This is a genomic window from Agrobacterium sp. RC10-4-1 (genome assembly GCF_014138475.1).
Lineage (GTDB): Bacteria > Pseudomonadota > Alphaproteobacteria > Rhizobiales > Rhizobiaceae > Agrobacterium > Agrobacterium pusense.
Genome location: NZ_JACJIT010000010.1, coordinates 75,193 through 96,479 on the forward strand (window position 1 = coordinate 75,193; position 21,287 = coordinate 96,479).

Consider the following 21,287-nt stretch of genomic DNA (forward strand, 5'->3'; position numbering starts at 1 on the left):
GCTGGATTTCGCCGGCGCGCCTGATTTGTTCCTCTGTCCCCGCCGGTTCGCGAGCTCCAGCCAAGTCATTGGTTCTGCGCTATTCTCCATCGCGGAATCGGCGAACGGAACCAATACGATGAGAGGCAGTTGGTTACCGGAGGAAAACAGGATTATACGATGCCAAGGTATTTTTTTCACGTCCGGGACGCTGACGGTCTCTCTTTGGATACGGAAGGCGCAGTACTGTCCAGCGACGAGGGCGCCCGTGTTGAAGCCGTACAGGCTGCGAGGGAAATGCTGGCAGAGAAAATCCTGAAGAATGAGGTTGTGGACGGCGCAGAGTTTGAAGTCGTCAGGAGCGATGGCGTCCTGGTGGCTAAAATTCCGCTGAAATCCGTTGTACGATTTGAATAACGGGTGCCGGTGGTGACGTGTGCTTCCACGGGATTTTGTTGGAGAGCGTTGAAGCGGGCCGTCCAGCAGGAGTTTCCGATCTCAAGAGGGATATCTTGAATGTTGAGACCGGCCTTTGGAAGATATGCGCATGCGGGGCCGCCATCATGGCTTGTAACTTCAATTGTGGCTCTGACATCATGGCATCCCCGACCAATGCCCCTAATGTGACATCGATCAGCCTCTTGGGAAGTCGGGAAAAAGCGTCGCGGTGTGACGTCCACCGGCCGACCTCATTCAATGTCTGCTCTCACCGACCAAGGTCGCTCGACCGGAAATCCGGCAGGGCCTCCAACACCAAGGAAGCCACAAGCGCCGTTCCGCACAGGAGGCGGCGCTGGCGACCTCTCCAGATGGTCATCTCAGACGCTGAAGCAATTCAGCCGCTACAGCGCTGGCCGAGCCGGGATTCTGCCCTGTGATCAGTTCCCGATCGGTCACGACGTTGGGTGACCACGGCGTCTCATTACTCACATAGACGCCTCCGGCGGCTTCCAACGCCGTCTGTGGATAAAACTTCATCTCCCCTCCATTGAGCAGACCTTTAGCGATTTCCTCTTCCTGATTGCTGATGACGGTCTTCTTATAGCCCGCATAGATCCAGTTCCCGGCCTTCGCCGAAACGCCTTTCTCCAGTTGCGCAGTGAAGGTCGTCGCATCCGGCAGCGCCGAGAGGAGTGCGATCGGACCGTGGCAGGCAAGCGCCGTGGGCTTGCCTTTGCTGTGGAAGTTGGTGAACAGCTTGCCGAGGTCTCGGCTGACCAGAAGATCATGCATCGGGGCATGGCCGCCCGGCACATAGACGGCGTCGAAGTGGTCGTAACCGATCTGTTCGACGCGGGCGAGACTTATGACCGGAGAAGCGCTGTCGGAGGTCAGTTTGAGTTGGTCGAGCATGGCGATGCTTTTTTGCATCGCGGCCTCGTCGCCGCCGAAATACATCTTGTCCACGGACGACTTGTCGAGCGTCGGCGCCTTGCCTGTCGGGGTCGAGAAGGTGATGTCGTGGCCGGCCTCGATCAAGGCCTCTACAGGCTGCATCAGCTCGTTGAGATAAAAGCCAGTCTTGAAATCCTTGCCATTCTTCAGATCAAGATGACCGGAATCGGAAAGGACGATGAGGACGTTGCCGGCATGGGCGCTGATGGCACTTGTGCCAAGAGCGAGCGCGACGGCGATTATGCGGATGGTTTTCATGTTTTTCTCCATGCGAAAGCCGTCCCTGCCCGTCGGGCAGGGAATGCTCGTTACGAGTAATGAAGTGTGTTCGGTTATGCGGTAAGCAGGTCGCGAATTGCTTCGCCGACGCCGGTTGCCGATTGCGGGTTCTGGCCGGTGACTAGCCTTCCATCAACGACGACCTTCGCGGTCCAGTCGGCGGCCGGATGATGATGCGCGCCGCGGGCTGTCAGCGTGCTGGCAAGCAGGAAGGGCACCACCTCGTCGAGCTTTACGGCCCGCTCCTCGTCATTGGTGAAGGCCGCTACATTCTTGCCAGCGACAAGCCAGGCGCCGTTGTTTAGCGTGACGTTGACCAGGGCGGCGGGACCGTGACACACAGCTGCGACAACGCCGCCCGCCTCGTAAATCTCGCGGGCGACGTCATTCACGGCCGGGTTTGTGGGGAAGTCCCACATTGCGCCATGACCGCCAGCAAAGAAGACTGCCGAGTAATTTTGCGGGGCGACATCGGCGAGGCGGATCGTGTTGCGGATGGCTTGGCGGAAGCCGTCGCTGTTCCAGTAACGACCGTTAAACTTGTCATTGAGGTCGAGGCCGTCGACGGGCGGCTCCCCCCCATCGATCGAGGCGAACTCGACCGGAATGCCAGCGGCATCCAGAACGGCGAGCGGATGAGTGACTTCTCCGAGGTAGAATCCCGTGGGTTCGCCGGTGTTCCCTTTGAGGCCATGGCTGGTGAGGACGAAGAGAACCGGTTTGACGGCCTGGGTTGTGCTTTTCATGATTTGCTCCTGAAATCGGGGGGACCTGAGCGCGTTCGATGATGTAAATGTATTAAGCTTCGACGGCAGATAAACTGACCTCCGGGGAAATCATTTGTTCTTGAGGGGACAGAATGGGGCTGTCGGCCATGCTGCCGCAGCGACGGGTTCGTGTCCCGTGTCCAGCCAGCCGATGCAACGCTTTGGCGACTGCTAGGTCGTCGACACACTGGCAATTGAAGAAACCACCTTCGCCTGCAGCAGGAACCGGAATGCAGCAGCAACTTCGTCCGGCCTGCGGAAGCGATGCCTGGACACGTCGCGTGATTTTTCTCGCTGCTCGGGAGCTCGCTGGCGCGACGAAGCCGGTTGCTGTCCGTCGGACGATCCCATGGGCTGCGAGCCGGCGAGCAAGAGCTCCAGTGGCCCTTGCTAGCAGGCTGCCTTTGTGGCCGGCGAGGCGATTGTCCCGGGCGCATCAACGACCGCTGACGCAAGAATGTTGGCGACAGTTGAAGGCTACGTCTCCGCTCGGCAAAGAAGCGCTAAAGCACTTCATTGATGCCCAAATCGGGAGTAAAGCTCCCCTGAAGAAGCATACTTATTCACAAGAGGTCAAAATGGCGCGAAGGTTTGATCATCTCGGTGACGTGGAAGCGTTCGTCACCGTTGCCGAAAAGGGATCGATGACCGAGGGGGCGGTCGTGCTCTCGACGACGCCGTCGGTCCTTAGCAGGGCGATCACCCGCCTGGAAAGCAGGCTTGGGGCGCAATTGATGCGCCGTACCACGAGGCGCCTCAGTTTGACAGATGAAGGCCGTGCCTATTTGGAGCAGGCGCGCGCGGCGTTCTCCATGATTGATGATGCGGAACGCGGACTACAGGGCCGAACGGGAGCTGCGCTAAGGGGGCATATTCGCCTCAGCGTGCCGACCACCTACGGCCATTACAGGCTGCCGGCGATGCTGGACCGCTTCATGCAATCCTACCCGAAGGTACAGATTGAATTGAGTATTACGAACCGCAACGTCGATCTGGTGGCGGAGGGGTACGATCTCGCGATCCGTCTGGGCCCGTTGCCCGACAGTGGGATGGCAGCGCGCAAGCTCGAGGATGCGCCGCTGCGGCTGGTCGCCTCTCCTCGGTATCTTGAGCGGGCGGGCGTTCCGCTGCAACTTGAAGACCTCGCGAAACACCGGTGCCTGCCTTTCATCATGCCGAGCACGGGGCGCTGCGCGCCATGGCTATTTCGGGTCGACGGACGCGACCTCGACTGGACGCCAGCCAGCCAGGTCCAGGTATTCGATGACGTCCTCGGCGTCGTGTCGCTGGCGGAAAGCGGACTTGGTATTTGCCAAAGTTACGATTTCATCGTGCAGGACCGTATTGAACAGGGTCGGCTTGTGGAGGTGCTGCAGCACGCCCGGGGCCGATCCCGGCCATTCTCACTCGTCTTTGCACCGCACCGGCGCCTCTCGACCGCGACGCGGACACTCATAGATTTCCTCGCGAGAAACGGTTAGCGCCCTGGAGTCTCGGTGGTGGATTACACATTTGGTCTTCGTCTGGGTGGCCGTTTGCGCGGCACATGTGGACGCGCTCTAGGCAGAAGCGTTGGCTGCGCCGGATTTCGCTTTCGATGCGGCATTGGCCAGATCGGGGGCTTGGGTGTCGGAAGGAAGCAGCTGGGATCGTGCCGGCCACTTGTGCGAAGAGCTCGGCCCTGAACTTTAAGGATCGCGGACGCCACAATTACGGACCGTCCACACGAGCGACTGTGCTCAAATCCCGCTGGCTCACTATTTGAAATCTTCCCGAGTCAACCACGGCTGTCGGTCGGGGACGTTCCTCATCCCGGGCGGCCTCGACGACGCGCAGCAGTAATACACAACCTCTAGGTGAAGAGACGCTTCGCCAAAAAACTAATCGTTGACTTGCCTTCGCACGTGCCTTATATATCCACCATCGATCTTTTGCTTGCCAAGCTTGTCTACCGTGCGATTGGCACCGCGCCCTAAGCGAACTTCTCTTTCAAAAATAGTCGGTTTATGCCCGCGTTTCATCCGTTGCGCGGTATGTCACTCTATGCTTGGAAAGGGTCCATCATGACCACTGGCACAGTAAAATGGTTTAACTCCACAAAAGGCTTCGGCTTCATTCAGCCTGACAATGGCGGCGCAGACGCGTTCGTTCACATTTCGGCTGTCGAGCGCGCAGGAATGCGTGAACTCGTAGAGGGCCAGAAGATTGGTTTCGAACTTGAGCGGGACAACAAGTCTGGCAAGATGTCTGCGACCAATCTGCAGTCTGCGTAAGTGAGATCCGCTCCCCTTTGACCACGGATGTACTGGCACTGCCGGGAGCAATTTCATCGAGGCCAGGCGTTTCGCCTGGCCTTTTTCGTTCGGCCACAGGCCGGAGAGGCAGGGACTTCATGACACAACAACAAAGCAAACTGCGTCAGCAGGCAGAAATCGCGTTTCGCAAGCTTCAGGCTCCCGCCCTTGCGAAGGATCGTCCCGAGGAAAAGGGGCACGCTGCCGTTGAGGCACATAATGAAAAAACGGCAAGGCTCAGGACTGCACGCCTCGCAAAAGAACTCGCGGATCGGAAATCTGCAACATCCGCATTGATCGCCAAGCGTGCCGCCAAGGTGTCGACCACCCGTTCGGCGGGTTAAGCGGTTCCACAATCGCGCTTTCCCCGTGCTCTTGCGAACCATACGGGCGCATTGCCAGTGATGACTTGAGAACATCAACTCAAAAAGGCGAATTTCATGTCAGCGACAACAAATGAGCTGAACGCGATAAACACCGCATGGCAGATCGCTATCCAGGAGATTTTGCGGATGGTGATCCGCGATCTTTACCGTGGGGAGGGCGAGGCGCAGTTTAAAGAGCATATCAAACGCATCGAGGCCGCCGCCGTTGACAGCATCCACACGGATCTGAGGTTTCGGGGAACCGACGAGTGGACGGAGCTTGTGGTCAAGGAGAAGGCCAGCAATTTCGTAACGACCTTGTTGACCTCCTTTACCTTCGACCGGGCATAATCACGCTGCTCCGGTGCGGTCTCGATCCATAGCCTGCACTCGGCCGCGCACGCGTCTTTCAGAAAATGATGAGAGGGCAACGATCATGACGGAATTCAAACAATTTGCTGAAAGTTCGAATGGTGATAACTGGTCCCTGGGGACGCGAGAGGATGGGACATCTGTCGTACGTCACAAAGGCAATCCAGCGTCAGGCGGATACGAGACGGAGTTACGTGTCGAGGAGTTTCTGCTTCTGAGGCCGTATGGTCCCGAGCAGGCGGCGCTAATTGAGCTTCTTGATGCAGGCGCTGATCAGCAAAACCAATGATGTCTCGACAGGTCTTCTTGTGCACCTTCGCATGCTCGAATTCCCCCGTCCGTGGCCCTGGTGCAGGCCCGACGCGCCACCTCTGAATATTTGGCGAGCAGATCGCATTGGGGCCGCTTATTCCTGTTAGGGATTTCGAGGCGTTCCGCTCAGGCTACCACACGTCAACCGCCATTTCGGTGTCATTAAGCCGGCCAGGACCGCGAACGATCCTCGGCCGGGGGAACGAAACGGACTGCTCAGGGCTCGATGTGGCGCTTATCAATGAAGGATGTGGATTCCGAAAAAACAATGAAGCGGGGTCTAAGACCATTTCCGCGGGTCTATTCGCGCTCGGCGTTTTCGAGAAATTTATCGATCAGCACTTTTGCAGCCACGTCCCTGGCCGTTTGTTGTTCTTGATCGTCAAAACTGCGCATTCCCGCGCTCTCAAGCATAGCATTGAGCCGGTTGAACTCACGAATATACTGGGTAGAAATGGAAGACATTGCGTCGGCCTTGCTGACTGGGGCTAGGCTATACTGACTGCCTAACGACAGCGCCCATTCCATTGACTGCCGGTAATGACTCATAGGGGTCAATTGCGCCCGCATGAAGGCCGGCGACCGACCCCGACCTGGCTTTTGGCCTCTACGGGGTCCTACTGCTGCCAACATTGCGGTTGGGAGAGGGACGCCGCGTGCTCGATTGTAACTGATATTCTACCGTCGGGTGATGTTCGGAGGCCGTTTACGGCGTCTTCCACAAAGTCATCGCTCCGGGGCGGCGCGCCTTATTGACCCCGCGACCGCGGATTCCCGAACGCTCTGCGGCTTTGCGGTCTCGATCGAAACATAACTCCTCCCTTGATCTTCACAGGCAAGGAACGATTTGATGTTTCCAGAAAGACGAATATAGATATGAGTGTAATCTGACTGCAGTGACGTTCCCTCGATGCCAATGCGCGTGGCCAGCGGAAGGTAAAAATGCCGAGACCGAAAATGCCCTCTGTCGTCAGCACCGGAATCGCGGGACTTGACGAAATTCTTCGCGGCGGTCTTCCCGCATCCAATCTCTACATTTTGCAGGGCGCTCCAGGATCGGGCAAAACCACCGCCGCCCTTCAGTTCCTGCGAGCCGGAGTTGCTGCCGGCGAAAGCTGCATTTACGTGACACTCTCGCAGACAGCTGCCGAGCTTAAGGCTATTGCGGTGTCGCACGGCTGGACACTCGACGGTATCCGTGTCGAGGAACTCGCGACATCCGGCTCCGTAAACGAAGCCGATGATCAAAGCATATTCATGACGTCCGACCTGCGGCTTGACGAGACACGCAAGGCGGTTGAGGCAGCGATCGAGGAACATAAACCGCGCCGGCTTGTCTATGATTCCCTTCTCGAAATCCGGTTGATCACCGGCGATTCTCCCCGGTTTCGCCGGGAGCTGATCGCGTTCAAGGCCTTTTTGGCAAAACAGGATGTCGTCGCGTTGCTGCTTGACACCCAGTCTCCAGGATTTGACCGAAGCGGCGAGGAGGTGGAGGGACTGGCCCACGGGGTAATCCGGTTTGACAAGTCGCTGGAGGAGTACGGCGGTGTGCGCCGCCGTGTCGAGATATCCAAGATGCGCAGCGTGCCGATCGCCGATGGCTATCACGACATGGCGATCCGGGAGGGCGAGGGCGTGGTGATATTCCCCCGGATAATGCCAAGCACCGCATCAGATACCGGTAAGCCACAACTGATCAAATCCGGCGTTGCCGAACTCGACGAGATGTTCGGCGGAGGCCAGGAAGCCGGAACCACAACCCTGGTCATTGGTCAGGCCGGGACCGGAAAATCGACGATGTCATCCCTCTATGCAACCGCGGCGCTTGAGCGTGGAGAAAATGTAGCCCTCTTCCTGTTTGAGGAGCGACTGGAAACTTTCTTTCGCCGGTCAGAAGGCCTGGGCATGCAACTCAGGCAGTTTCATAAGGACGGCAGGCTGATCCTTCGCGACTTCAATCCTAACGAGATCTCACCGGGTGAATTCGGCCGGATCGTTCAGGATGCTGTGACGCAGAACAAGTCGAAAGTCGTCGTCATTGACAGCCTGACGGGTTACCTCAACTCATTGCCACACCGCGACAAAGCGGTGCGCGACATCCAGTCCCTGCTAAAGTACCTGGCGCGTTCCGGGGTGTTGACGATGCTCATTGTGGCTCAGCATGGGCTCCTCGGGCAGAATGTCGGGATCGACGTCGATGTGAGTTTTCTTGGCGACACGGTCCTGCTGTTGCGGATCATCGAGCATGAAGGGCGCCTGCGACGCAATATTACGGTGGTCAAGAAGCGCCACGGCCCGCATGATCTCGATGTCCGGGAATTGATCATCGAAAGCGGCAGCGTTACCGTCGTGGCCTACAACCCCCTTCCCGATTCCAAATGAACGAGTTGCGAACGGAAAACGAGCTGGACTGGGTGCTCGTTCTTGCTCCGTTTCGCAAGGACGCAGATTATATTGCGGCTCTTTTGCAAGACCAACAGGTGGCTGCGGTCTCGGCCAGAATGGATGATGGCCTTGAAGATCTTCTTTGTTCGTCACCCGGCATTATTATCATCACGCACGAAGCGCTCACCCCTTCTGTCCTGACGAAGGTTTCCGATCACTTGAAATCCCAACCCGATTGGTCAGAAATACCGATGATCGTCCTCCTTGAGAAGGCGGCACCGGTGCAAGGCATCCGGGATCGATTGCAGGCAGCATGGCCGAAATCCCGTCTTCTGTTCCATGTGCGTCCGATCGCGCCGCTCGAGCTGGTCAACGCTGTTCGGTTGAACCTCCTGGTGCGGTTACGGCAGCGGCAAGTTCGGAATTCAATCGAACGGGAGACAGAGCTGCGTTTGGAACTGAACCATCGCGTGAAGAACATCCTTGCCACTGTCACCTCCATTTTCCAGATGACGCGAAAACGCGCTACGACCGTGGACGAACTGGCGGGTGATTTTGGCGCGCGGCTTCAGGCCCTTTCGGGCGTTCATTCGGCAGTCTTCGAGGCGGGCGGGGAGGAGGTTGCCCTCTCCTTGGTCGTGACAACGACCATAGCTCCCTATAACGGTGATGGCTGGACGCGAATCGCGGTTTCCGGTCCAGATATTGTTGTCGGTCGGGATGCGGGGACGACCATCGCGCTTTGTATTCATGAACTGACGACCAATGCCATTAAATACGGCGCGCTTTCTGTTCCTGAGGGTAGCGTGGAAATGGTTTGGGAAATAACCGAGGGAAATGACCCAATGTTCAGCATGAATTGGGTTGAACGAGGCGGCCCGCCCGCGGTCGCCCCCAGTCGTCAAGGATACGGGACGCGCTATATTCGTTCAGCTTTAGGCTCATTATTCGGTACAGCGCCTGAACTGCAGTTTGGCACGGAGGGATTTCGCTGTCGCATTGCCGGACCAGTTTCACAGTTAAAACCTGCAAAACTGCCGGACTAGACGCGGCCTTTTTTTCCCACGAGGCGGACCTATTGCGCCGGTCAAGACGCCATGGGCCGGTCCTCCTCCGGCGCCCCGGTTCAACATGTTCGAAATGTTGAGCCCGAAGATTGATGCGAGGGTCTAGGGCCCCGTCCTGGCGCTTGGGCTGGATCAGGATTGTGAACCCCGCTGGTCTGGTACGCACCTAAGGACGCCGAGCGTCCGAACGGCCCCGCCATTTTCACTGACCCCGGAGGGTTCTTCAACTGTCGCGTCGTCGCGTTGACCGGCAGCCGGCCGTAACGGATAGCTCCAGAGTGAATGTGCCAAGACGACACCATTCAACGAGGGGGCGAAACTTAGCGGACGCGGAAAGGCCTGTCACCACCGGGGAATGGGGTTCAGCCGTCATCGTTAACATCAAGCCGTCCGACATGCCTTGGCCGGGCGGTTTTCCACAGACACCGGCCTGCGAGTATTGAGATGAGACTGGCAAGGGGCAGGGGTGTTCAATTGACAAATATTGGTCGACTCCTCGATCGGATGGGTTATTATGTCTGCATTGCCACCAACCGAATTCATAGGCGGTGGCACCTGAGGGTTACTACGTGCTCCCGCCTATTCGTGTGGAGGACGGCCGCGTTCCCCATCCATCAGATCACAATGATTCCCTGCTGCGCCGTGTGCTTTCGCGCTGGGCTGCGCGTTTCACTTCAGATGAGCGGATTCAGGCTTATCTCGTAGAGAAGACCATCAGCGAAATCCTCCTGGAGTTTCCAACTGCGGACGACGCTTCGCCGATCGATGTCGTGCTTCTTGCGACGATGCGGCGGGTGCTGCTGCGAGATTTTCAGCTGCGGCCTGCGACGGAAAGTCCGTCTGACGAACTGCCCACTCGGATCGACGATCAATGAAGAGTCGATGAGGTTCCCGGTGGGCCGAAGAGTGCGTCGGCAATTTTTCGAAGTTCTACGATATCGCCGCTCACGTCGTAGCCGCCAGAATTTCCTTTTGCGCGGGAAGCGAAAAGAAACGGCACGTTTGCGCTCTCCAGAATGATGGATACGGACAGCAGCGTGTCATCATCAACCCCGATGTCAATGATTGCCGCGTCTACGTCTCCCTCCATCATCGCATCAAGAACATCTCTTGCAGATCGAAGAGGAAGGCCGACCGTGGCCCCGGCCGCAGTCATCCGCTCACGGCATGCCTCCGTCAGCATTGGTCGTTGCTCAACAATAATGAGCTTTTTGCCTCTAAGGACACGCAGCACGGGGACTTCCTTCCGGTCGTACCGCCCCGAACAATCCGGGCGATTGACGGTTCCGTCTTGCAGGCCGTTCTCGAACATCGCCGATTGCGAACATTTCCCGGTGTTCGCCTGGAACGAACCCGGAAAAAGAACAGAAGGTTATCTGGTTGCAGCAGCAAGTACTACGCTCCGCAAGACGGCGCACGCGGTCGTCGTCTATTCGATCCGCGATCATGCCGCAAGCTCGTCCAATCGATGACGAACAACCTGAACGTCAACATTCGGCCTATGCCTAATTTGGCTAGGCAGCCTGACCTGCCCGCGTCGCGTCTCACTTTGGTGTCGTTACTTTTATCTGTTTGCGTTCACACGGCCAGGCACGCCAGAAATCCTCGCCGATAAATGGCGAGGTTCTCGTATTCTCTGAAATTGAGCCCTTCAGGCCGCCGTGGAAGGGACCCCGGCGGTCACGTCAAGGACGGTCAACATGTGTGACTGCCCGTCGCGGCCGCTCCACTCGATCTGCTGCCCCGGAGAAAGACCCAGAAGCGCAGCGCCAATCGGCGTCAGCACGCTGACCATTGAGCGTTCGATGTCGGCGAGACCGGGATAACAAAGAGTGACCGACCTTCTGGCGCCGCCCTCCGTCCTGTAGGACACGGTCGATCCGAGCGCTACGGCATCCGGCGGGAACTGGTCATCCTCTACGACATCAGCTCGATCAAGTTCGATAAGCAATTCCTCGGCAACATCGAGGTCGCGTCCCGGTGCTGCCAGTGCAAGAGAGGTCAGACGAGCGTGGTCAGTCTGCCTGACGACGATGGACGGCTTTCCGCAATTGGTGGTATTCATGTCATATGCCTCTGTTGCAGGCCAAGGGCTGCGCAATAAAAAGACTGCTTGTGGATTAGGTCGCGCAATCCCACAGGATCAAAGCCCGGGCACAGACGCGCGACAGCAGTCTACGTCCCGGGTTAATACCCTTCGACGGGATACTCTCGGCTGAGGCAAAATCTATGGAAATTGCTGTTCTTCAACATGGTAGCGCAATCATCGCATTCTTGAGGAGGAAGTCAAGAAGCGCTCCCTAACGCACTGCCCTGCGCTTATGATCGCGTTCTTCATCGTCAAATGCAGGCGTACGGGTGCCCGCCGTCCTTTATGGCGCCTGTTGGGGCGGCGGCCCTGGGCCTCACAACGGGCAGAAAGGCGAGGAATATCGCGATGGATCCAATGCTGGTGACCGTTCTCTCGGTGAAAGACAGGACCTACGAAAGCTTCAGCAGCCCCAGGATCAGGATGATATCGACTGGGGGACGGGATGCAGGATCTATGTCCGCGTTTACGTTGGCAGACTCTGCGGCCCGTGAAACCACCAAAATCTGCTTCGCAAGATGCGATATCTGGCCGATAAAAGCAGACCGAAGCGCCCTCTTATAGCGGCTACACAATTTATCTGTCCGGAGCACTGATGGAAAAAGACAAACGTTTCGATAGAAAGCGAGGGCGGGCAGACTTTATGCGGGGACTGGGCTGGATGGCTCTGAGCATGGTGTCCTTCATAAGTATGGCGGTAGGATCTCGCGAGTTGGCATCGACCTTGTCAATCAGGCAGGTGCTGTTTTTCCGCGCTCTGGTCGGTCTCATCGTAATTTTGCTGGTGGGACGATCACTCCTGCCGCAGATCCGCCAGATGAAACTGTTTCCCAGACATCTGGCACGGAACGTCGTTCACTTCACCGCCCAGTATTTTTGGACAATAGGCGTGGTCTCTCTGCCGCTGGCGTCCGTCTTTGCCCTTGAGTTTACCATGCCCATCTGGGTCGCGCTGTTCGCCTGGTTATTGCTCAAGGAGAAGCTGACCGGGCCGCGGCTTCTCGCAACCCTTGGCGGGTTCATTGGTGTTCTGGTTGTCGTGCGCCCTGGGCACGGCGTCATTGATCCCGCCGCCGGATTTGTACTGCTGGCGGCCGCAGGCTACGGGCTTTCCTTGATCCTCGTCAAGCAGCTTACCAGGGAATGCTCACCTGCGGTCATCGTGCTCTGGATGATCCTCATTCAGTTGCCTCTGGGGCTGGTCGCCGCTTTGACAGACTGGAGGGACGTCGGCCTGTCCAATGTTCCATGGATGATGGTTGCCGGCGTTGGTGCGTTGAGTGCACACTACTGCCAGGCACAGGCGTTGAAGCGCCTCGATGCCTCTGTCATCATGCCCGTCGACTTTCTGCGGGTGCCCATGGCTGCACTCGTCGGGTTCTACGCTTACGGAGAAGGTATAGACGTCTGGGTTGTTATCGGCGGATGCATAATTCTGATGTCAAATTTCCAGGCAATGATGTCCGAACGCATGAGGTCACAGACACCAAATGCACGACGGGCCACGACATCCGGCATTGCCTGCGGCGAGCCGGCTGGCGGCCTGTGGTGAGAGGGATGCAGATGTGAATCGGTGGCGTCGGAGGAGGACGTGTTTCTGGCGGATCGTGGTTGTCAAAGGCCGGCTGCGCCCAATCTGACAGGGGGCAAGTCAAATGGCACAGCCGGTCAAAAATCACTCGCAATACGGGCGCGACATCCCGTTGCGGCGACGAACGGGTGCACGACTGCCGCGCTTAAACCAGATCTGCTGTTCCGCCAGTAACTGTTTGCAATTTTGCACCGTGAGGCGGCTCGGTTTGACGGTCGTATCCGCCATGTCGCGGTGAACCGCCGGGTAATGGTTATCGGCCAGAGGCCTGAGTCAGCGGACGATCAATGCGCATCAACATGTGGACCCAACCATCAGCAGCAAAATGCGATCGGTACGTCTAAACATTGCCGAGCGGTCCTCTTCCCTCAGACTGGCCGTCCTCTCCACCCGAGATCTTTTCAATGGTGTCCAGAACGCCCTCCGGCGTGACGTCCTCTTGCAGTTCTGCAATTTCCTGCTTCTGAGCAAGGTCGAGATCGAGTTTTTCCGCTATCGCGGTCACGATCGATAGAAGTTGCGTGGTCTCGTGCTCTGCAAGAAGCGATATCTGGAGATTGAGGTCCGCGCGCTTGTCGTCGGCCTCCGCCATCCTGTTCTGACTGATCATAACGAATGTCGAGATGAAAATAGCTTCTACGGAAGCGACCATGGCCAGGACAACCATCGATGGATCAAACGCCGGAAGGATGGGAAGCAGACCAACATTAATCACGATCCACCCTCCAAACACCAAGGCATGAATGTAGACAAATATCATGGAGCCAGCGAAACGGGTGATGGCTGCCGCCGCCTTCTCCTGAAGTGAAGCCGTCGCTGCCTCCTGCCGCCGCCGCTCGAGCAGGGCTGCGATGTTACGGTCAAGCCGGCTGGAAACGGTCTGCTGCTTTATGACGGGCTTTGACATTTCACCCTCCGCTCGACCAAACCAACTTGATGGAATCCGGTTCCGGCTCGGCTCCCTTCCGCGGTACCGGACGTGCGAGCCCAATTGCCCACCTGGGCCGCCCGGGGCGCGGGCACCATCGTCATCGTTGTCGCGAGGGTCCGAACGCAGTTAGGAAATCAGGCACCTCTGATTTCGATCCCCACAGCACTGGGGAATCCGGGGGTTCCCATCTTGAGTGCTCCGCGGCGTGGTCCGGGATTTCTTGACGAATTTGTACTGCTTGATAATCATATGACGGCCTTGGCTGGCCAGTAGTCGCGCCACACGGATCCTGGCGGCTACCCAACCCGCTGTCAGCGAACATGAGCATAAGACATTTGGCACTATTGTATCTCGGTCTGGCGTTCCTCCTCGTCGGCTGCGCCACCTTTCTGGGTGGGTTAGGCTATCTGCTCTGGCTGGTTGTCAGTGAGCCAGCCATCATCAAAAACGACTTCGGTCACCGCATCGCAACGCGCCAGTAGCCTGCATCTTGCAGGATACATACTGCTGCCCGGCCATTTGCGATAAAGCAACCCCCGAAAGATTCGGGGAGCTAAATGGGTTGAGCGGCAGAGCTAAAGGTGACGGAGCGCCCTCGATCCTTACCGTGTCGCGCGCACATGGGTGCTGTCGGTGTGCCGATGATCGGCGCTGTTCCACACTGGAGAGGGGCCGCAGGCACGCGAGGCGGTTGGTCTCGATGGTGCAAACATATTTGCCCGGCGGGGGGGCAGGGCGGCTGGTCCTTGCGTGGTGGCAGGAAGCTTGAGACCCCAGGCACTCATTGACGCCCCTGTCCATCATCAACGCTTGGCTGAGATGTTTTCGTCAGGAGGAAAACTGTTGCGCAGTGGATAGTTTTCCGGCCGCGCATAAGCCGAGCCAAAAGCGCGTAACGCCAGACGCCGCATCGTCAAAAAAAGTTCTGTATCAATTGCAGCCTCGTCACCTCGTGAAGACAGTGTTTTCAACGTCTCGGTGATTGTGTCTTCTACGAGCTTCACTTGCAAGGCGTGGTGGGGCGTGAAACACGCAGCCCATTTTCCGAGAGTTCGCTGCAGCAAGCAGCCTTCGATTTGTGCAGGTCGTTTCATGCTATCCTCCTGGCGCTGGACGTATACGAGCTTCGGAACGAGACGCGACCGCGCGGATGCATTGGCCAGACACTAGTGCAATCTTTGAGGGAGTCCACTCTGAGATTTGAGGAGTAGAAATTATACGGCCTGCGCACGCAGACTCACCGCCAGACGCTGCGGTCCGGCCACGCGACATATACGACCGGTGTCAGTCGGCGCAGAAAGCCTTGTGCTCGGCTACTGATCCTGTTTTTTGCGGGTTGGTTCTCACCCCCTCCAGCGCGCGTTTGTTCATCTGGCGTTCATTCATCCCGAGCCACCCTGTGTACGGTCGCGTCAGGCGGCCTGACAGCGGCCCGCGGTTTACCCCAGCCCACTGCGGGCCTCTTTTTATCCGAGAAGCAACTTCCATCACGACATGTTCGCGGTGGCAGATTGCGTCCATCGCCCGGAGGCAATAGACGCCGACGCAAAATGCCAGCCACTCGATGTAGCTCCGATTGGCGTCAGCAACGATTGGATAAACCATCCAGCAAGGGCTCACTGCCGGAAACTAACCTCGCCGCGGTCAATTGAGTCTAGGCGCTTGCGGCAAAAAATTTTCGGAGAGCGATTGCGAGCATGGGAACTGCCGTACCATCCAACATTCTGGCCGGAACGTCCATTCGAGCTTCAGGGTTAGGACTGAACAGCGAAGACTTGACGGTCTAAGTACTTCTCAACGCAGGTGTCGCGGGCGTAGTTCGTGGCGCTGAACCGCCAGATGCGAGGGAAACGCAGCCGCAATCTCTGATGGATCGCGCATTGACGCGGCACTTGCGGAGGTCAAGGAGCGCGATTTCGGCCTGGAAGCGTAATCGACCGGTGCAATAGACGCGCGGCGCGTCGCATTTAATAGCGGAACCTTATCATTCGATGCGCGGCGCTTGGCGCGACGATCGATACCAGAGGAATGAACATAGGTAGCGCATACGATGTCTTGCGCGGGAAGGGCAGGCGTGATGTTGGTCAGCGAGGAGAAAGAATGTTCAGTCATATTATGCTAGGCGCGAGGGACCTCGAAAAAATGGTCGACTTCTACGACTGCGTCCTGACACCCCTGGCATTGCAACGTGATTTCCGGACCGAAACCGGAGTGGACGCAGGCGTCATCTGGAAAAGCGGTGACAGGAGGTGGCCGCAGTTTGCCCTTCGCAAACCGATCAATGGACTTCCGGCAACATGGGGTAACGGAGTCCAGATCAGCTTCGCTGCGCCTTCGCGATCTGCTGTCAACGACGCCTGGGAGGCAGCAATCCGTATGGGTGGTATCAGTGAAGGCTCTCCCGGCGTACGGCCACGCTACGCCGCGGACTTCTACGCCGCCTATTGCCGCGATCCGGAAGGCACAAGCTATGCTTTGTCCACACCGACAATCTCGCACTCTAGGCCGTACAGCGTCCCGTCCAGGGTTCGGCGATCACCTGCCCCGCGGATGAAGCACAGCCGCACAGTTCGACACGGTGCCCTTTTAGCATCAGATCACCGGCTGGGGCCGCCTGCGCAGCATCACCAATACGGATCGGCCTCACGAATACCTCTATGGCGGAGCAACGGTGCGACAAGCCGGCCCGTCACCGCCCTTTCTCCCTGAATGCTCGACGGTTCGAAAATTGCAGTGCCGCGACCGGGTAGCGGGAGTTTACGCTTCTGCGCTCTCGTTCATGCCTTTGGCGACGCCGGCGATTGCCGTGATAGTGACGACGACGCAGTCGCAAGTGCAGGGAGCCAAGTTATATCGCCTCTCCGGTATCCGCACTCACCCATAGATGCGCGCAGGATTCTATGGGGCGTAATATAGATCCTGGAGACGAAAACCTCACCGCCTGCCCCCGAAACACGGGTCCAGCGTGACACGACCGGCGCGCGATGCCGCCTCTGACGAGGTGCCGCCCATGTGTGTCTCTCTGCGAAGAAGGGTCGCAAGGCGAGCACGACAACATCGCCGCTTTATCAACACGTGTTACCCAAGGTTACCCAGGTCTTACATCCATCAGGAGAACCATGGCTTCGATTTGCTGCGTGGCCTCGCGCAGGAGCTCATCCATATCGGCTTCCGACTTGCCGACTGAGTCCGGCGAGGTGCGGAACTTGCGCACGGCTTGCCTTTGCCTGACGGCGAGGCCCCTTGCTGTCTGAAGGCCGGTTCGAGCAGATCAAGATAAGCCACCGCTTTTTCGGCAAGCCGGCGTTTTGTTTCGATCCGCCCGGAATGATGAGCCACGCGGCGTACCTCGTTTACAAAAGGAAGAAAAACACAGCACAAGATGTCGCCTTTGTCGAAGTTGTCAGAATGCAACGTGCCCCTCCGCCGGATATCATGAAATTCCGCGTGACTCATCGATTGGTCCGAAGCGAAAGGTCAGACCTTGGCGGTCTGTCCCTGTTCACTGAGTGCCACAAATTCCAGGGTCACTTTTTCCAGATTGTCTTCCAGCCACCGCGCCATGTTTTCCTCCTCTTCGAGGTTGCTTCGGAGTGCAGAATAAGCTGCCTGATAGCCTCCATGGTCGCTGAGGGTCAGCAGAGACTTGTAGGCAGCGATTTCGTAATTTTCGAAGGCAAAATTCGCGAGGCTGTTCTTTATGATCTCATCTCCGGCAACTGCATGCCCGAGGCTTGCGAGAGAGCCTGTCATGGAAAGCGCTGTGTCCTTTATTGTCGAGGCCGATTCCGACAGTCCATTGAGGATTTCCTCAAGGCGGGCGATCTGTCCCTCCGTCTCCCGATAGTGAAGTTCCAGTCGGGCCTTCACCTCCGGATAATTCTCGATCCTTGAAATCTGCGGCTTCATGATCGACAGAGCCTGGTTTTCCATGGCGTGGGCATTACGCAGTCCGGTCACAAAAATTCCGCGCACGTCGGTTGTCATTCTTCATCCTCCTTGTTGAGCGCCCCCAACCTTTGTTCGCCACGGAAGTTCCCGCCGGTCTCCGGGCACGCGAACTCGTTGCGTGTTGTGGTGTGCTCGTTGCGCGTGATGGGCCGGAACAATCTCCGCGGCGCCCGGTTGGGCGGCCGATGAAACGAGGAGACATCAAATGTTTTATACCGACAACAAGCTGCAGTACCCAGTGAGAGTGGAGACACCAGACCCGCTGTTTGCGAGAGCGCTTCAGCAGGCAATTGGCGGCGTGGAAGGAGAAATCCGGGTCGCCATGCAATATTTTTTCCAGGCGTGCGGCGCACGCGGGAATCCGAAATTTCGTGACCTTCTCATGAACACGGCCACGGAAGAACTCGGTCATATCGAAATGCTTGCCACCGCCGTTGCCCTCAATCTTGAAGGTGCGCCCCTTAAGCTGCGGGAGGAAATCTCTGGCGATGCGGTGGGAGGAGCCGTGCTGAACGGAGTCAATCTGAAGAACATACTATCGTCCGGGCTCGCCGCTATGCCCGTCGATTCAGACGGCGTGCCTTTTGACATGTCGCATATTTATGCCAGCGGAAACATTGCTGCCGACATGACCGCCAATGTTGCCGCGGAATCGACAGGCCGGGTGCTTGCTGTGCGGCTGTACAACATGACCAACGACCCGGGCATGAAGGACATGCTGTCCTTCCTCATTGCCAGAGACACGATGCATCAAAACCAGTGGCTTGCCGCGCTGGAGGAGTTGGGCGGGGCAAAAAATGTCTTTCCCATTCCCAACAGCTTTCCGCAAGAGCTGGAACAGCAGGAGTTCAGCTACGCCTATCTGGGCTTCCAGTATGATGGGAGCGAGCCGGCGCAAGGTCGCTGGAGCACAGGACCCTCCATCGATGGGAAAGGGGAGCTTTCGACAAAGATCTCCGAGCCTTTAGGGCAGAAACCGGAGCTCGGTCCTGCCAAGCCGGGCGGCGGGGCGCAGAAGGAACAGATGTGAGCATTTTGCCACCCAAAAAACCCGCCTCCCAGGAGGCGGGTTTCGCGCAGAGGAAAAAGGTGATGGCAGTGGAAGCTTTATCGGGAACATGGGTGCTGGTAGGCGTCGCCGGCTTGGTAATCTGGCTCTTCGGCGGTGTGTTGAACGCCGTCAGCTACAGTAGCCCGCCAAGGCCAAGCGGTGGTTATGCTACGGTTGTGATGTCTGCTCTATTTGTGGCTGGTGGCGTACTCGAGCTCGTTATGATTGTAGGCATCCTGACGGAGTCCCTGTCGAACTAACGGTCCCCGAAGCGTCGAAGTAAGGGAGCGGTTCGTTCCGCTTTCCAGAGTTTGACCAGTACAGCGCGAAGCAGATCGGGGATATCGCCTTCAGCCACCGCTTGAGAAGTCTGCGCGTTCCCAAACGCACTGCGGTTGGACGCCGGAGCTTGACATGGATCAGAAACGACTACCGGCGCGTAGTCACCCCCTTTCTGGTTGGCGACTAGACATCGCGCACCGGACGCAGCGCGAAGCAGGCTGGCCAGCCCGTTCAGCGAGCGTTGGCGGTCGTGTCAAATCCTTGACGGATCCGCTGGGCCAGCCGGGGACAAATGATCGGCATACTCTGACACGTACATCCCTACTCATAGATGCACGCCGGTCGCCTCGCGTGGTAATCCAGCATGGACTAGTCGCGCAGGTGCAACAGCCTGCAGCAGCCGGCGCTGCTGGGACGACAGCTGTATCCCAGGCAACGAGTATCAACGACACCGGAACTGAGCCGGACCTCTGCGGCAACCCGAGGCTCCATTGGGCTTGCCTCGACAGGCGCCATTGCCACCCCGTAAATCCGGCGCTCTCATTCAGACAAGCTGCGCGTCCGGAGTTTTTGGACAAGGACTATACCGGACAGGCAAAAACAGAGGGAGTTGGTGACAATGATCGGCCATTCGCCTCGAAGAAGACCGAACGTCGTCCAAAGCGCAAATCCGGTTACAGTCAACATATACATCCGCACTGAAATCGCTTCCGTGTCGCCTGACCGCATAACCTTCCAGACTTGAGGGATGAAGCTCGACACGGAGCATATTGATGCGAGATAACCAACGAGCAGGCCGCTGTCCATGAGCAACAGGTTTCCTTTTCCCAGTCCGTTCCAGGTCCCTTGAATACAGGATGACGTTAACGGCGTTGCGGTAATTTCGGGCGCACCTCGCGCGCCATGAATCGAATGAAGGCAGGCTGATCGCGAGAGACGTTGTGAATGTAAACTTCGCCGACGCCGCAGGAACGGCACTCATCGAGGAGCCGAAGGACGTCGCCCGCAGTGCTGACAAGGGGGACGCACTCGTCCATCTCCTCCGGCGGGACCTCGCGGGTCACGTTGTCAAAATCTGCCGGACCAGCAAGGTCCGCGAGGATATCTGCCGGTGCGGCTGCCGTTCGCCACTGGTCCCAGGCGGCGATACGAGCTTCGAGCCTTGTGCTTCCCCAACTGAGCTGCAACTGGAGCGCGAGCGGTTTGTCACCGCCGCCCCTCGCTCTATACCGGTCAAAAATGTCCGCCAGCTCCCGAGCCGGCTTGCGTACCGTCAGGAGACCATCTGTCCAGCCCCCCATCCATGCAGCAGTCTCCGCTGACAGTGCAGCGCCGAACACGGCCGGAGGCCGCCTGGGAAGCGACCAGAGCTTCGCATTGTCGACGGAAAACCATGGCAATGCACGGGACACTGTCTCACCCTTCAGAAGACCTCGCATGATGTCAGCCCCCGCCTGCAGACGTTGGTCGCGTTCGTGCTTGTCCGGCCAGCCCTTGCCAACGACATGTTCGTTTACAGCTTCGCCGCTTCCGACTGCGATCCAGCGAAGCCGGTCGGGAAACATTTCCGAGAGAGTAGCAATCAGGTGCGCAAGCGTAACCGGGTGATAGCGCAAGCCGACGGGAATGGCGAGGCTGCCAAAGGGGAGCGTCGTGACCGCCATGGCAGCTCCCAGCCAGGTCCAGTTGTTGCCTGAGTTGCCTTGGCGCTCACTCCACGGGGTAATATGGTCAGAGGTCATGACAGCATCGAAACCCGCTCGCTCGGCTTGTTTGACGAATGACAGCAACTCGGCGGGTGCGAATTGCTCGTGAGACGCATGGTATCCAATGATCATGTCCTGGCTCCTGTCTGCTACAGTCTTTCAATGGGCAATGCGCGTACGATGATTTCATCTTGGGAAAACAGCGTCTCCAGACTTTGGCGATACTGCGCCCACCAGTGGCGATCGAGTTCGTCGGTCATGACCTCGAGCAGAAGGATACGGTCCTTTTCAACCTTCCTGCCATCCTTCCATAAGCCGTCGGCCGGGACGGGATCATGAACCGTCACACCGCCGAACCGGTTGGTCAGTTCGAAACGGACCGTTTCAAGCGCGCGGTCAGACACAGCGGGAGTGACAGGAAGCAGGATCTCAACAAGATAAGGCATCTGGACGCTCCGGTTGAATGGG

Annotated in this window: 26 protein-coding genes; 14 read left to right on the forward strand and 12 right to left on the reverse strand. The window is 57.8% G+C overall.

All coding sequences use genetic code 11. The features are described from left to right. Positions 1-159 precede the first annotated feature (159 nt). Entirely contained in the window at positions 160-396 is a 237-nt protein-coding gene (locus FHW77_RS23710) for a DUF6894 family protein (RefSeq protein ID WP_142188069.1), read from the forward strand. 396 nt (positions 397-792) lie between these two features. Here FHW77_RS23710 and FHW77_RS23715 read toward each other — a convergent pair whose 3' ends face one another. Both FHW77_RS23715 and FHW77_RS23720 read right to left on the reverse strand, forming a co-directional pair. After that, the gene (locus tag FHW77_RS23715; RefSeq protein ID WP_182590797.1) at positions 793-1,632 is read right to left on the reverse strand and encodes a type 1 glutamine amidotransferase domain-containing protein; all 840 of its coding nucleotides are present in this window, start codon (positions 1,630-1,632) and stop codon (positions 793-795) included. 74 nt (positions 1,633-1,706) lie between these two features. Next, on the reverse strand, positions 1,707-2,399 hold the full coding sequence (locus FHW77_RS23720) for a type 1 glutamine amidotransferase domain-containing protein (RefSeq protein WP_142188052.1): 693 nt from the start codon (positions 2,397-2,399) through the stop codon (positions 1,707-1,709). Between the two features lie 491 nt (positions 2,400-2,890). Here FHW77_RS23720 and FHW77_RS23725 point away from each other — a divergent pair, with 491 nt between their 5' ends. From FHW77_RS23725 to FHW77_RS23745, 5 genes are all read left to right on the forward strand, one after another. Continuing rightward, positions 2,891-3,901 (forward strand): LysR family transcriptional regulator, encoded by a 1,011-nt coding sequence (locus FHW77_RS23725; RefSeq protein WP_286086132.1) that lies wholly within the window; start codon positions 2,891-2,893, stop codon positions 3,899-3,901. A 582-nt stretch (positions 3,902-4,483) separates the two neighbouring features. After that, on the forward strand, positions 4,484-4,693 hold the full coding sequence (locus tag FHW77_RS23730) for a cold-shock protein (RefSeq protein WP_034806062.1): 210 nt from the start codon (positions 4,484-4,486) through the stop codon (positions 4,691-4,693). 119 nt (positions 4,694-4,812) lie between these two features. Further along, complete coding sequence (locus FHW77_RS23735) at positions 4,813-5,058, forward strand: hypothetical protein (RefSeq protein WP_135856536.1); 246 nt, start codon at positions 4,813-4,815, stop codon at positions 5,056-5,058. 96 nt (positions 5,059-5,154) lie between these two features. Continuing rightward, positions 5,155-5,430 (forward strand): hypothetical protein, encoded by a 276-nt coding sequence (locus tag FHW77_RS23740; RefSeq protein ID WP_077987681.1) that lies wholly within the window; start codon positions 5,155-5,157, stop codon positions 5,428-5,430. Positions 5,431-5,515: 85 nt separating this feature from the next. Beyond that, a complete protein-coding gene (locus FHW77_RS23745) occupies positions 5,516-5,740 on the forward strand; it encodes a hypothetical protein (protein ID WP_182590798.1) in 225 nt (74 codons plus the stop codon). A 323-nt stretch (positions 5,741-6,063) separates the two neighbouring features. Here FHW77_RS23745 and FHW77_RS23750 read toward each other — a convergent pair whose 3' ends face one another. Further along, positions 6,064-6,228 (reverse strand): hypothetical protein, encoded by a 165-nt coding sequence (locus FHW77_RS23750; protein ID WP_168247159.1) that lies wholly within the window; start codon positions 6,226-6,228, stop codon positions 6,064-6,066. Positions 6,229-6,705: 477 nt separating this feature from the next. Between FHW77_RS23750 and FHW77_RS23755 the strand changes: the two genes are divergently transcribed. The 3 genes from FHW77_RS23755 (at position 6,706) to FHW77_RS23765 (ending at position 10,093) form a co-directional block, all read left to right on the forward strand. Beyond that, complete coding sequence (locus FHW77_RS23755) at positions 6,706-8,148, forward strand: DUF7125 family protein (protein WP_182590799.1); 1,443 nt, start codon at positions 6,706-6,708, stop codon at positions 8,146-8,148. Continuing rightward, positions 8,145-9,197 carry a sensor histidine kinase gene (locus FHW77_RS23760; protein ID WP_182590800.1) on the forward strand — a complete coding sequence of 351 codons (1,053 nt, stop codon included), beginning with the start codon at positions 8,145-8,147 and terminating at the stop codon, positions 9,195-9,197. Before FHW77_RS23755 ends, FHW77_RS23760 begins: the two co-directional genes overlap by 4 nt. 590 nt (positions 9,198-9,787) lie before the next feature. Then, complete coding sequence (locus FHW77_RS23765) at positions 9,788-10,093, forward strand: hypothetical protein (protein ID WP_182590801.1); 306 nt, start codon at positions 9,788-9,790, stop codon at positions 10,091-10,093. Here the strand turns inward: FHW77_RS23765 and FHW77_RS23770 are convergent. Both FHW77_RS23770 and rnk read right to left on the reverse strand, forming a co-directional pair. Beyond that, on the reverse strand, positions 10,087-10,530 hold the full coding sequence (locus tag FHW77_RS23770; protein WP_286086133.1) for a response regulator: 444 nt from the start codon (positions 10,528-10,530) through the stop codon (positions 10,087-10,089). The two genes, FHW77_RS23765 and FHW77_RS23770, sit on opposite strands and share 7 nt — an antisense overlap. 339 nt (positions 10,531-10,869) lie before the next feature. Next, the gene (rnk, locus tag FHW77_RS23775) at positions 10,870-11,283 is read right to left on the reverse strand and encodes a nucleoside diphosphate kinase regulator (RefSeq protein ID WP_077987676.1); all 414 of its coding nucleotides are present in this window, start codon (positions 11,281-11,283) and stop codon (positions 10,870-10,872) included. Between the two features lie 619 nt (positions 11,284-11,902). Here rnk and FHW77_RS23780 point away from each other — a divergent pair. Next, positions 11,903-12,859 (forward strand): DMT family transporter, encoded by a 957-nt coding sequence (locus tag FHW77_RS23780; protein WP_182590802.1) that lies wholly within the window; start codon positions 11,903-11,905, stop codon positions 12,857-12,859. A gap of 379 nt (positions 12,860-13,238) precedes the next feature. On the opposite strand, the gene FHW77_RS23785 is transcribed toward FHW77_RS23780, so the two are convergent. After that, positions 13,239-13,805, reverse strand: coding sequence for a DUF1003 domain-containing protein (locus FHW77_RS23785; RefSeq protein ID WP_182590803.1), 567 nt, complete (start codon positions 13,803-13,805; stop codon positions 13,239-13,241). Positions 13,806-14,164: 359 nt separating this feature from the next. Between FHW77_RS23785 and FHW77_RS23790 the strand changes: the two genes are divergently transcribed. Next, positions 14,165-14,311: a hypothetical protein gene (locus tag FHW77_RS23790; RefSeq protein ID WP_182590804.1), complete on the forward strand. Its 147-nt coding sequence runs from the start codon at positions 14,165-14,167 to the stop codon at positions 14,309-14,311. 321 nt (positions 14,312-14,632) lie between these two features. Here FHW77_RS23790 and FHW77_RS23795 read toward each other — a convergent pair whose 3' ends face one another. Beyond that, positions 14,633-14,923: a hypothetical protein gene (locus FHW77_RS23795; protein WP_077987673.1), complete on the reverse strand. Its 291-nt coding sequence runs from the start codon at positions 14,921-14,923 to the stop codon at positions 14,633-14,635. Between the two features lie 1,048 nt (positions 14,924-15,971). Here FHW77_RS23795 and FHW77_RS26825 point away from each other — a divergent pair. Continuing rightward, positions 15,972-16,538 carry a VOC family protein gene (locus FHW77_RS26825; RefSeq protein ID WP_286086145.1) on the forward strand — a complete coding sequence of 189 codons (567 nt, stop codon included), beginning with the start codon at positions 15,972-15,974 and terminating at the stop codon, positions 16,536-16,538. Positions 16,539-16,917: 379 nt separating this feature from the next. Here the strand turns inward: FHW77_RS26825 and FHW77_RS26830 are convergent, their stop codons facing one another. Further along, positions 16,918-17,043 carry a hypothetical protein gene (locus FHW77_RS26830; protein WP_286086134.1) on the reverse strand — a complete coding sequence of 42 codons (126 nt, stop codon included), beginning with the start codon at positions 17,041-17,043 and terminating at the stop codon, positions 16,918-16,920. A gap of 263 nt (positions 17,044-17,306) precedes the next feature. Continuing rightward, complete coding sequence (locus FHW77_RS23810; protein WP_182590805.1) at positions 17,307-17,816, reverse strand: ferritin-like domain-containing protein; 510 nt, start codon at positions 17,814-17,816, stop codon at positions 17,307-17,309. Between the two features lie 169 nt (positions 17,817-17,985). Between FHW77_RS23810 and FHW77_RS23815 the strand changes: the two genes are divergently transcribed. Then, complete coding sequence (locus FHW77_RS23815) at positions 17,986-18,810, forward strand: manganese catalase family protein (protein WP_182590806.1); 825 nt, start codon at positions 17,986-17,988, stop codon at positions 18,808-18,810. Then, positions 18,807-19,091, forward strand: a complete 285-nt coding sequence (locus FHW77_RS23820) for a hypothetical protein (RefSeq protein ID WP_286086135.1) — start codon at positions 18,807-18,809, stop codon at positions 19,089-19,091. Before FHW77_RS23815 ends, FHW77_RS23820 begins: the two co-directional genes overlap by 4 nt. A gap of 562 nt (positions 19,092-19,653) precedes the next feature. Here FHW77_RS23820 and FHW77_RS23825 read toward each other — a convergent pair. Genes FHW77_RS23825 through FHW77_RS23835 form a run of 3 tightly spaced genes read right to left on the reverse strand, consistent with a single transcriptional unit; the run spans position 19,654 to position 21,265 of the window. Next, the gene (locus tag FHW77_RS23825) at positions 19,654-19,920 is read right to left on the reverse strand and encodes a SemiSWEET family sugar transporter (protein WP_182590807.1); all 267 of its coding nucleotides are present in this window, start codon (positions 19,918-19,920) and stop codon (positions 19,654-19,656) included. Positions 19,921-19,976: 56 nt separating this feature from the next. Continuing rightward, complete coding sequence (locus FHW77_RS23830) at positions 19,977-20,951, reverse strand: TIGR03885 family FMN-dependent LLM class oxidoreductase (RefSeq protein ID WP_182590808.1); 975 nt, start codon at positions 20,949-20,951, stop codon at positions 19,977-19,979. A gap of 17 nt (positions 20,952-20,968) precedes the next feature. After that, complete coding sequence (locus FHW77_RS23835) at positions 20,969-21,265, reverse strand: hypothetical protein (protein WP_182590809.1); 297 nt, start codon at positions 21,263-21,265, stop codon at positions 20,969-20,971. Between the last annotated feature and the right edge of the window lie 22 nt (positions 21,266-21,287).